Below are 12,287 nucleotides of genomic sequence, written 5' to 3'. Positions count from 1 at the left end.
CCATTCAAAACCCATATAAAGCATTGATGCGACTCTGTTCTTTCCAATATAAAAGGTGCTTCTTCTATGTTGCCAACGTTTATTTATACCCAGAGTTTCATACTATGAAGCGACAAAATCCACAAAGAACAAAATAAAAAGCATCCCTGAATGGGATGCTTTTCGTACTATTCTGGTTATATAGGTTAGCGAATTTTCATCGCAAGATCGATAATTTGAGCACGCATCTGCGGATCACTGTTCAATCTTAGATACATATCATCGATTGGTTGTCTGTTCTCACGGTACGTTTTCTCATGCTTCATCGTCGTGTGAGACCATTCAATCAGTTCATTCTCAGCCAGAACCAAATTGTTATACGCATCATGGAAGCCAGTAGTCTGTACAAGCCCTTCCATCACTTCCTGAGAGATCTCCTCCGTCTTACGTGTATCTTCCAACTTTTTCTCCAGAATGACTGCCTGCTTCTCGAACTGTGTCTTTGCCTTCATGTAGCCCAGTTGGGCCTTCGAATAAATCGGTTTCATTAGCTAACTTCACCCTCTAGATCATTGTGTATTTACCGTTATTGTATCTTAAACTCTAGCAAATTACAAAAATAGTTATTGGTAAAAAACTTATTTCTTCTATTATAAAAGTGTTCTTTATCAGTTACATAACACTCATAAAAAGGACCTGCCCCTTTAGCGCAAGGGACAGGTCCTTCCTAAAATGCATCCATGCTATCACATAAATTAACTCAAGTTTTTAGGGAATACTTTGGTACTCTTCTTGAGCAATTCAACCGCGATCTTACCTGCTTCTGCACGAGTCAGGTTTCCTTTCGGGTTAAATGCCTTCTGAGGTTTTGCCTGTCCCGCAACCGTAACATCAGATCCTTCCATGATCTTAGCTTTGGAGACAGCCTGAATTGCTGGTAGAGCATATTTCTCTGCACTTCCTGAATCGACAAACGCTTTGGCTACCGCCGCCTCAAGTTTGGCATCATTTGTTGCGAGCTTCAGTTGCAGTGCACGAGCAATCATTACAGCAGCTTGCTCACGTGTCAGTGGTCGATCCGCCCCTACAACACCATTCGTAAGACCTGTCAGGATACCTGCTCTTGCTGCAGTTTCTATGCTGTCATAATCCCATGTCGTGGAGCTTGTTCCAGGTCTCAGATCCGTAAACGTATTGTTACTGTCTGAATTGATTGGTAGATTAAGACCCTTGACCAACAATGTGGCGAATTCTCCACGCGTAGTGCGATCATCTGTACCGAACTGTTCGAATCGAAGATTATTCATGAATCCTTTTGAATACAGTCCATTCAGAATGTTTCTTGCCCAGTTATGATTGATGATGTCATTATAGCTACGTTTCAGCTTCATAACTTTGTAATAACCAAATTCATCAAACGGCACAGTAATCGTGTGAGCCTTCGTATCTACTTCACCGCCAATATTCTTCCACTCCCGCTTGGAGTTATAACGGAATACAGTGATGGTTGAACCCGCATCATCTACTACGCTTGAATCATACGAAAGTGTTAATGTGCCCCGTTGTGAAGGTGTAATTTTACGTTCTGACGGAATGTTAGGATCACCGAATAATGCTTCACTGCTATAAGGTGGTAGTCCATTGGTTGGCATTTTGTAATCTTGTGTTCCTCTGTCGCCAGTTTCTCCCATACCTCCGCTGATCCAATAGACTTCAGAGATCGGGCTGAAGTTTGTTGAAGCTGCTGTGGAACCAAATCGTGTGTAGTATTCATCCTGAATCTGCCACGTTGGAAGTCCACTCTCTTCCCCCGTATTGATGAATCCAATCACATTACCATAATCATTTCGGCGTTCAACTACACCCCGAACAGGATCAGCAATACCAAATAGCAGTTTGGTATCTGGATAATACCTTGCGATACCTTTCGTATCGGTGCTTTGCATCACTGTGCCTTTTGGAAAATTCAATTGCAGTTGCTTATTGAAAACTGTATACTTTGTGGCCACTTTCGGAGCCATGTACTGTGCGTCAACTCCTACGGTCCCCGTGTAGAACACATTGATGGTATCCGTGAGATTTGATCCTGGCCGTTCTACAGTGATTTTGATTGCTGTGGACTTATCTTGTTTCAGTCCTACGAAATCGAACATAAAGCGATCTTCACCCACGTCTGTACGACGGACAGCTGGTTCTTTCCCTATGAGGACCCGGGTTGCGCCTTCTGCCTCGATATCAATGTGAACGAAGTTTTTATTAACTACAATTTTATTGCCTGAAGTCGGTTGTGGAGACAAAAGGCGATAGCCTGTTGACTCTCTTACAATCTCCAATTTTTGAGAAGTTTTGGCACCTGTTTTGTTAATTAACTCTAGTGTGTAGATGTACGTTCCAGGTGTATCCAACGGGAGATCCCGAAGACGTACGACGAACTCATCCTGAGAGCCAATTCGATCTACTACATATGGCGGATTCTTCGTGAATTCCGTTGAGAATTCGGGTGTATCCCAAGTCACTGCAGCTTGATTATCCTGATTTTGTGGAACCTTCAACGTGAAGATGGTTTTGGTCCCCATATTCAAATTGATGCGTTCTGCTCCGGCTCCGCGAATAGCGATATCAAAGGTTTTTTGACTTGTTGTATACACATTGTCTTTGAGTGTAAATTCCGCTGCCAGATTAAACAAATTTTTGATAATTGCATCATCTGAATTGTAGGTTGTCGGGAGATCTTGTCTACCTCTAACCAGCGCAGGTTGGAAGTTCTTCACTGTCGATACGTTATTATCATTAATGTAGAAGCGAACTTCCTTTTTGATCTCGCTAGTTTGGTTCTCTCCATCTTTTCCTGTAGCAGTAAAGACAAGCCGATTCTCCCCGAAGAACAATGGGCCTTTTTCTCCATTGACGTTCAGACTGAAGCTGAATTTACCAGTCACGTTATCAAACTTGAAACCAGTATCAGATGATTTTGAGTCGGCATAATAGTAGTATTTAGTTCCGTTAGCGAATACATCAAACACGAAAAAGTCACTCTTCAACATATCTCCAAAACCAACTAGTTGTCCTGATACTTCAAAGGGTTTTGGTTCCTTTGAATTAACGTCATATGTCTCTCCATCATTTACATTTTCAATATAGATATAATTTTTCGATGCAAATGAAATGGTCGCATCCCTATATGATTTTGACTCTACACCAGCAATGCTGTAATTAAATCTGACCGTTTGAGTACCATTTTTAAAGCCGGAGATTTTGTAAACATACTTTGGATTTTGTTTGGAACCCGTTGGCACAGGTACGTCCATTACATACTTGATATCAATAGAACTGGTACCTAATGGAAGATACCGGGCAATAATTTTGTTTGCACCGTTTGCTGCTTGATTAGTTACTGCAGTACTTGTCTCCACTGCAATGTAAAACTCATCTTGATCTATCGTTGCACCGTTAAGCGCCTGTCCTGCCGGAATTGTACCACCTTCACTGTACCCCTTAAGATATTGCAAGCCAGTGATTGCAACTTGTCCAGGCTGATACAAGAATCTGAACGTTTTATTGATCGTTTTGGTGCCGTATTGAATTGTAAGTGTGTGCTCTTGCGCCTCTATAGTTTCGCCTGAGACCTCTGCTAGTTTCAATGGATCAATCTCAAACTCAGCCAAGTAATAGGAAGGTGTATTGGTAGCTGTACTTGGAATATAAGTTTCATTCTCAGGTTGAGTAGGCATTGGAACTGTCACCGCTGGTGGTGGCGTTCCCTCAGCGAGAATAGGTCTGACCGTTACTTTAGCAGATTGAAGAAAAGACTTGCCGTCCTCTTCAGGGATTAGTACTTTCACTTTGACCTTTGCTTTATCCTTATCCCCTGTGTAAGAAGGACGTGTTCCCAACAAAGTTTGCGTAGAATCCGCACCGATCAAATCCAGTTCCACAACCGGGTTTTCCGAATCATAATATAGAAGTGAGTAGTTGAAAGTAAGTGTATCTTGTCCATTCTGAGCAACCAATTTAATCTTATTTTCACCTGGATTCAGTTGCATCTGTGGCGTAAAGAATGACTTATCTTCCAGAAGGGATGTAGGCAAAGCATCACCGTTGTTGATGGATACCGTCACTTTGGAAGCGTTCATCGCTTGACCTTGAATTGTAACCGCTTTTGCATTCACTACGACTTTCGATCCGTCATTCAAGTTCAAATTAGATGAACCACCCATGATTTGCACATCCTGCAAATAGGGTACTTGGTCGAATAAGATATAAAATGTTTCCGAACGCTCGCTGGGTCCCTGAGATCCAGTGAACGTAACTTTATTCATACCAGGAAATAGAGTCAATGTAGCATTGAAACGATTATCTGGACTTTCCGGATCGGCCGTGATAAAGCCGGGAGCTACACGAGTTGTACTCTCAACCCATTTCCCGCCATCCAAATTAAGTTGTTGTACGTTAACTGCAAGGGTTGAACCCGATACATTCACAAATGTACCAGAAATGGGTTCCTCACTGTTCGTCACTCTGTATGCATTCTCACGAGTCAGTTTGTTGGTATTCGTATCTTCCCCTTCCAACAACAATCCTACCGTGCTCTTAAGTTTGGCATTATCCGGAGTAAAATAACTCGTCTGTCCTGCCGCCGACGCGACTGGTGCAAGGCCTGCTGGTATTAGAGATACAACCAGTGCCACCATCATCAGCCAAATCATCGGCTTCTTCGTACGCTGCATGCAATCATCTCTCCTCTTTTTAAGTCAGTTACCGTTATATATCGGCGGAAAGGTTCCAATTATTTAGTAAAAACAGCAAAATAAACAAAAAACCTTGTCCACGAGGGGCAAGGTTTGGGTCTGAAAGAATATTCAATAAGATCAGTAAACGAGCGTTTCTATTTAGGATTTTGAACGGGTCTCCGGGTTCAACTTGACGCGCATGCGCATCAGGAAGTTAATGACCGGCCTTCTGGTTTTACTTACAAGTCCGATGACTTCTGCTCCAACCTGGAGGAAGAACATCATAATACAGATCACGACGAACGTTACCCAGTTGGCTTCGAACATCGCAGCGGAAGATTGGATAATCGCCAGTACACCGAAGAATGCGGCAATACCGTAGATGATCAGCACTGTCTGACGGTGACTGAATCCAAGTTCACGCAAGCAGTGATGCAAGTGACCTTTATCCGGTGAGAAAATCGGTTTCCGTTGTACCGCACGACGAATGATCGCGAAGAAGGTATCCGAGAGCGGCACACCGATAATGATCAGCGGTGTAATGAAGGACACGACAGCAATTTGTTTGAAACCAAGCATGGACAGCATCGCCAGAGAGAAACCAAGGAATAGAGATCCCGTATCCCCCATGAAGATCTTGGCTGGGTGGAAGTTGAAGAACAAGAAACCAACAATACTACCCAGCAGTACAAGACACATCAAGGCAATCATCATATTACCCATCAGGAAGGACATCACAGCAATGGTTCCAATGGCAATACCGGACACACCGGCAGCCAGACCATCCAGACCATCAATCAGGTTAATCGCATTTGTTACACCAACGATCCAGAGAATCGTCAGCGGAATGGACACCCAAGCTTCCAGTGAGGAGTACGCATCTTGAAAAGGAATATTGACGAAGTCTACACGGATGTTGAATCCGAATACGACTACAGCAGCAGCAACAATTTGTCCGAGCAGTTTCACTTTGGCTGACAGTTCAAAACGGTCATCCAATGCACCAATCAGTACGATGATCGATCCACCAATCAGAAAAGCACTGACAAAGCTCATATCTCTTGTCGTAAACCATGCTGACACAAAAGGAAGCAAGGCAGCAACCGTAATGATAAAGGCCAGGAAAATCCCTAGACCACCAAGACGTGGCATAATCCGAGTGTGCACTTTACGTGCATTCGGTGTATCCATTGCTCCGATTCTGACTGCGAACTTTTTGACAAGTGGTGTCAGGGCAAGAGCCAGTCCCATTGACACGATAAATCCAATGATAAAGATCGCTACCATTTGAACATTCGACCCCCAATTATAATACCTGTAAGAAATTATAAATCCCCTGATCTCTTTTTATATATAAAAAATCATTTGTTAGTCATTTTTGAATACTTGTTACACGATAACGAAGAGAGCAAGGAAAACCTGAAGAAGCGAAGCGTTCGCCTTTATCACCGGATTTCACCCTTATAAAGGGTAATAAAAGAAATCTGGGGATAACAGCGATCGGAAGGTTGCCTTGCTATCGTAGTTGCTCAGTGTAACGTTTTAATTCAAGCAGCACGACACATGTAATCCGGAATGAATTATACGCTGATCACAGGCGAAATGCCAACCTCAATTTTTAGCAAAAACGTTCATTTTACTCGTAATAGCCTAATTTTAACGGACTTTAGTCACGTTTTCTTTGTCCCGCATCACTTTGACAGCGAATTTCGGAAGCGCAAGCATTCGGCCAGCCCGACTAGGTTCGCGAAGCAGACGATAAAACCATTCCAGTCTTAACTTTTGGAACACTTTAGGTGCACGTTTGGATTTGCCCGAAATCACATCAAAGCTGCCTCCAACCCCCATGGTAACGGGAACTTGAAGCGCATCTTTGTACTTGTGAATCCACGGTTCCTGCGTGTCTGCCCCACGTGCAACAAACAGCAGATCAGGTGCGGCTTCACGGATGGAAGCGACAACCTGCTCGTCCTCAGCCGGACCAAAATAACCGTCGCGATAACCTACAATTCGAATCGCCGGATATTGCTCTTGTAACCGAACTGCCGTTTCTTGAATCACCTCAGGTGTGGAACCGAGCAGATACACGCCCCACCGATAGTTTTCTCCAACACGCAGCAATTCATGTAAAAGATCAAATCCAGGCACCCGCTCTGCCACAGGCTCCCCACAATAATTGGCAGCCCATACAACACCTGTTCCATCGGGAACAATCATTTCTGCAGATTGCATAACCTTCATCATCGCTGGATTCTCCAGCGCGGCCATGACCATGATGGGATTGGCTGTGATGACTTGGTGCGGCTGCTTCGTGAGCACAGCTTCGCGAAGAACGTCCACCGTTTCTTTCATCGTTAGTTTGGAAAAAGGAATACCATAGATTGAAACGGTAGGTATTGGTCCGGTCTGATTCATCTTATTTCACCCTTTGCGGCCTAAATATTTAATAATTTGCTGAGCAGGCACTTTGGCTTCCTGCTTCAATTCGGTAATGCCTTCTTCATGTTCCTTCAGCCACTGTGAACGCTGATCCAACAGGTTAGCCACTGTCTTCGCCAGTTTATCCCCATCCAGCGCATCCGTACTGCCCACGGTTTCACTATCCAGACGCAGCATGAACTGATCAATCTTCGGATCATACGAGATACCAACAGGAGGAACATACTGTGAAGCTGCATAGATCAGACTGTGCAGACGCATGCCGATAACGACATCACAATTGCTGACTTCCTGAAGCATCAGTTGGGGATCAGTGAGATCCTTGGTAATGCTGACCTCGCTACCTTTGTTCCCCAAATCACCGAGCATTTCCATGACAAACCTTGAAGCCTGTTCATCAATCGGTAAGTGAAACGGCATAAAGCGCAAGTGAACGGCCTTTTTGGAGCAAAGCTTCTTAAGTCCAGCAGCAATGGCTGTAAGCTCTTTACGATCCGACTCCCAGAAACGTACGGATACGCCGATCACCGGGAGTTTGGTATGAACGCTTGCTCCTTGAGCATTAACCGCGATTGAACTTACTTCTTCCGCTTTGGCTTCAGGCAACGGCAGACCCATCACCGGGTCAGGAACCACATGAATCTGATTCCACTGCAATCCGAGCCCGCGCAAATATTCAGCAGATTGTTCATCACGCACAGATACATAATTACAGGCTTTGAAGACCGAACGAATCATCGGATTGAATATTTTGCGTTTCACAGGTCCAATGCCCTGCGCATAGATAAATGTTGGTTTTTTCAACCATTGGGCCAGTTTGATGACACCCAGGTAGTAAGGGATGGATTTCAGTCCAGTTGCATCCTGCAGCAGACTTCCTCCCCCACTAATTAAACCATCACTTTCCTTGATCGCTTCGCGAACCTCCTTCAACTTCATCCGATGTACTGAACGTACACCGTACATTGAAGTGGTCGACTCCGGGTCACCGGAGAGCACAATCGGCTCAATCGTGACATTCGATCTGTGACTCTCCTCTTCCAGCGCAGTCAAAATTGACTTTAGTACCGCTTCGTCTCCACTGTTGTGGAATCCGTAATATCCTGAGATGACTAACTTTTGAGAAGTGGTGACCATTTTTTCCAACATCCTTCCGCTACTTGCCACACACCCACAGCAACGATACCGAAGATTAAGCCAAGTCCCAATCCCATCACTCCACGAATGAGTGACAATACAGCTGGCGTATGGATATGCGCGAACGTATCCACCATGGACAATTGTCCAATTGCTGCAATAATGAGCACAAAGATGACTTTACGATATTTTAAAGCGGCGAACACGCCAACGATAAACAGCGGGTGTCCCAGCATAAATTCTTTGAATCTTGGCCGCACGCCGAATGTATCTTCCAGCGTAGTACGCAGGAACATCTCGAACGGTGTAACCGAACCCGAGTTGCCTGTACGGCTCAAATAATAGTATCCAACCACAGCAGCAACCAGTGCCAATACAACCATCAATACGTTAATCGGTGTACGAAGAATATCCTTAATTTGTTTAATGGAGAACGTACCCGAACCACGGTAAAACACAATATAAATCGCTACCAGCGCCATAGGTGCAAAGTGTAACAAACTCACGCCTCGGAACTGGTTGATCACCAGACTGTACGTAATACTGTTCAGCAATGCGATGACAAAAGGCACCGCCAGGAACGACAGAATTGACGTTCTTACATATAAGAATATCGTTTGTGCCAGTCGACGACCCGCAGGCGCGTCTGGCTGACGCTGCTGCTGATAGTTCACTGTACGAACCGCCAGCACCATCGCGATGGTCGGCGCGCTAATTGCGACCAGCAAGGCAATTCCTTGTTCCAGCAACGTCGGTTTGAGCAAGAATAACCCGGCACTGCCCACCAGAGCCAGCGCAAATACCAGCAATGTCAGCAGTGGCACAAAATATGAAACCATAAGCGTAATCATTGCGATTGCACCAATCAGGGCAACCAGCTTGGCATAACGCTGAATAGAAGAATCTTTCACCGTGAATGCTTCAGCTTGTCCCAATTCGAAGCCATGTTTGCCCATACGTTCAATTGCATGACCAGGCTCACCCAAACTGTTGATCAGGTTATCAATCGGATTGGTGATCATGGCTTTGGCCGTATTCCGACTTGGCGAAGCATTCATATAGATCATACGAATGTTGCGGTCTTTGGTAGCCAAAACAAAACGGTCAGCAATGGTGTCTACATCCAGATTGGCATCCCCGTCACTTAAGGAGTACAGACGAGTTACATTGTAGTCAATTTTATAGGAGAGAGTCTCAAAACCGGATTGTGGTTTCTTCAAATTCTCAATAGCCGCCAGTCCAATATGGTGCTTGTTCAGCAACTGGGCAAACATATCGATACTCTTCATCTCTGCATTATCATTGTACCCTTTCACAGCATCACCATCAAACAAGATGCGCTTTACCCCATTCTCTTCGAAGAAGGTAAGCAGGCGTTCCATGGATTCCTGATTATAAGGCACACTGTCTGAGATCCGTGGCAAAATGTAAAATCCTTTATCACGCAGCATCTTCACGGCAACCGGATCTGGCTGCAAAGGCTGCATGTTGGCGTTCTCCGGTGGAGTCTGCAATATTAAGCCGCTACGACCTTCATATTCCCATGGAAGCACAGGAATCTCCCGATCGGCGAACGTTTGTTCAATGATAGGGGTATACGTTTGTGCATTTTCCTCATTTGTGAATAACACATACGTGTAATTATCGTTAGCAGGAATGACATTTTTGGTCATGTTAGCAAGGTCCTGCCCGTTATATACCATCAGACGGCGGGACTTCTTCAACTCATCCAGTGTACTTTCGAACACCGCCATGGTTGTCACTCCGGCGTCTTTCAACCGAGTCAGTTGTTCGTTCATGAAGTCTTGCGGATGGGCCTGATAAGCCGAGATATCCAATAGACCCCGGTAATTGAAGACAAGCTCCACCTTTTTGGCGGAAGATTCCGTCTGCACCCGATCACTGATGACAGGGATGGAAGCAATCAAACCGATAATGACAACAATCCACAGCCACTTCCGTGAAGCGGTATTCCAATAAAGCCATTTTTGACGCACTACATGTACCTCCTCAAGTGTTGGAACCAAATGCACGTTCAGCTCATGATTTTCATTGCATAATAGTGAATAAATACCGGATACAAACAGCTTGTGTCAACAAACGTGCATCTATCCGCAATTCATCCAAAATAGACGTAGACATTTACCCTTTTTACCTAAAAGAAAAGCCCCTCCGCCAACCAACCTTACGGTGCGGAGAGGCTTTCTCATGTTCTTGCTCAGTACTGCATTCGTATTTATTGTGCGTCTACACGCGTCATCACCGTAGTAGCCAAACGCTCAATACGGCTTTCGGCGTCTTCCAGGTCCTCTCCGCGCACGGCGAAGTATACTTTGATCTTCGGTTCTGTTCCCGAAGGACGCAGGCAGAACCATGATCCGTCTGCCAAAATAAATTTTAGAACGTTCTCTTTAGGCAAGCCATCCAAGCCAAGGGAGTAATCCAGCACATCTTGTACAGCGATGCCGGCTACTTCTTGTGGCGGATTAGAACGCCAGTCGGTCATTTTCGCCTGAATTTGAGCTACGCCATCCTTGCCTTTCAGCGTACGGGACTCCAGCTTCTCCAGGAAATATCCGAATTGGCTGTACAGCTCTTGCAGGACATCATAGAGCGTTTTGCCTTGGTTTTTATAATAAGCAGCTGCTTCAGCAATTAGCATTGCAGCCAGGACTGCATCCTTGTCACGTGCGTAGCTGCCTGCCAGGTAACCGTAGCTCTCCTCATAACCGAACAAGAACGTATGACTGCCGGTTGCTTCGAACTGGTTCATTTTTTCACCGATATATTTAAAGCCTGTCAGGGTGTTCATCACTTCTGCACCGTAATGCTCAGCAATGACCGCTCCCATCTCGCTTGTTACAATCGTTTTGACAACTGCACTGTTCTTCGGCAGCTTACCTGTCTCTTGCAAACGACTCAACACATAATGCACCATGATCGCTCCGGATTGGTTACCCGACAGTACGAAATACTTGCCATCCTTATCTTTCACTACTGCACCCATGCGGTCTGCATCCGGATCTGTACCGATCAGAATGTCCGCACCCACAGATTCACCCAGCTTCATTGCAAGCGTAAATGCTTCGCGCTCTTCAGGGTTAGGGGATTTCACTGTGGAAAATTCAGCATCAGGCTGTTCTTGTTCTGCGACAATGTGAACCTGCTCAAAACCGATCTGTTCCAACACACGACGTACAGGCACATTACCTGTTCCGTGCAGTGGAGTGAAGACGATTTTGAAATCACGGCCGACGCCGGATTGAATCAGGTCACGACTGAGACTTAGGCTGGCAACGGTATCAACAAATGCCTGATCCTCCTCTTCCCCAAGCCATACGAGCAACCCTTGAGCTTCGGCTTCTTCCTGCGTCAGCTTTTTCACATCCGCGAGGGAAGGAACTTCCTGAATGTATTGAATGACTTTCTCTGCTTCGTGTGGTACCAGTTGGCCACCCTCATGGTTGTACACTTTGTAGCCATTGTATTCAGGAGGATTATGACTCGCCGTCACCACAATACCGCCGGTTGCTTGCAGATGACGTACACTGAAGGAAAGCTGAGGCGTAGGACGCAGGGATGTAAACAACTTAGCCACAATGCCATTTCCAGCCAGAACCAAGGCAGCATCCAGTGTGAACTCAGGTGAGAAATGACGGGAATCATGCGCGATCACAACAGAAGGTTTACCTTCTTTGTCACCATGCTGCTCCAGCAAATAACGGGCAAACCCTTGCGTTGCACGACCCACGGTATAACGGTTCATCCGGTTGCTTCCCGCTCCGATCACACCACGCAATCCACCTGTACCAAACTCTAGATTTCTGTAAAAACGATCCTCCAGCTCTTTCGGCTGATCCTGCAAATCACGAAGCTCCTGTTTCGTCGCTTCATCAATCGAAGCATCCTCCAACCACTGCTGCAATGTTTGTGCTGCTGTTGTGCTTAACTGTTCCATTCCTGCAAACCCCTTCCTTCTATATAAAATTCAATGAACTGCTG

The 12,287-nt window shown here is 45.3% G+C and carries 7 protein-coding genes; all 7 read right to left on the bottom strand.

Annotated features, from left to right (window positions below):
• Positions 1–185: 185 nt before the first annotated feature.
• Positions 186–527, bottom strand: coding sequence for a hypothetical protein (locus AC4PM4_RS11640; protein WP_053782862.1), 342 nt, complete (start codon positions 525–527; stop codon positions 186–188).
• A gap of 207 nt (positions 528–734) precedes the next feature.
• Positions 735–4,706 (bottom strand): S-layer homology domain-containing protein, encoded by a 3,972-nt coding sequence (locus AC4PM4_RS11635; protein WP_491613646.1) that lies wholly within the window; start codon positions 4,704–4,706, stop codon positions 735–737.
• Between the two features lie 162 nt (positions 4,707–4,868).
• Entirely contained in the window at positions 4,869–5,996 is a 1,128-nt protein-coding gene (locus AC4PM4_RS11630; RefSeq protein WP_072733618.1) for a glycosyltransferase family 4 protein, read from the bottom strand.
• Positions 5,997–6,365: 369 nt separating this feature from the next.
• Positions 6,366–7,124, bottom strand: a complete 759-nt coding sequence (locus AC4PM4_RS11625) for a WecB/TagA/CpsF family glycosyltransferase (RefSeq protein ID WP_090808908.1) — start codon at positions 7,122–7,124, stop codon at positions 6,366–6,368.
• A gap of 6 nt (positions 7,125–7,130) precedes the next feature.
• Entirely contained in the window at positions 7,131–8,285 is a 1,155-nt protein-coding gene (gene csaB / locus AC4PM4_RS11620) for a polysaccharide pyruvyl transferase CsaB (protein WP_491613645.1), read from the bottom strand.
• Positions 8,261–10,282: a DUF5693 family protein gene (locus AC4PM4_RS11615; RefSeq protein ID WP_063567737.1), complete on the bottom strand. Its 2,022-nt coding sequence runs from the start codon at positions 10,280–10,282 to the stop codon at positions 8,261–8,263. Before AC4PM4_RS11615 ends, csaB begins: the two co-directional genes overlap by 25 nt.
• A 239-nt stretch (positions 10,283–10,521) precedes the next feature.
• The gene (locus AC4PM4_RS11610) at positions 10,522–12,243 is read right to left on the bottom strand and encodes a phospho-sugar mutase (protein ID WP_090808914.1); all 1,722 of its coding nucleotides are present in this window, start codon (positions 12,241–12,243) and stop codon (positions 10,522–10,524) included.
• Positions 12,244–12,287: the final 44 nt, after the last annotated feature.

Source organism: Paenibacillus sp. MDV22-iso6 (assembly GCF_058408365.1).
This window is presented reverse-complemented; position numbering and strand designations above follow the sequence as displayed.

What these genes read in the sequence shown, in the direction of transcription:
- AC4PM4_RS11640 (WP_053782862.1), bottom strand. Translation starts at nt 527, where the DNA reads ATGAAACCGATTTATTCGAAGGCCCAACTGGGCTACATGAAGGCAAAG.
- AC4PM4_RS11635 (WP_491613646.1), bottom strand. Translation starts at nt 4,706, where the DNA reads ATGCAGCGTACGAAGAAGCCGATGATTTGGCTGATGATGGTGGCACTG.
- AC4PM4_RS11630 (WP_072733618.1), bottom strand. Translation starts at nt 5,996, where the DNA reads ATGGTAGCGATCTTTATCATTGGATTTATCGTGTCAATGGGACTGGCT.
- AC4PM4_RS11625 (WP_090808908.1), bottom strand. Translation starts at nt 7,124, where the DNA reads ATGAATCAGACCGGACCAATACCTACCGTTTCAATCTATGGTATTCCT.
- csaB (WP_491613645.1), bottom strand. Translation starts at nt 8,285, where the DNA reads ATGGTCACCACTTCTCAAAAGTTAGTCATCTCAGGATATTACGGATTC.
- AC4PM4_RS11610 (WP_090808914.1), bottom strand. Translation starts at nt 12,243, where the DNA reads ATGGAACAGTTAAGCACAACAGCAGCACAAACATTGCAGCAGTGGTTG.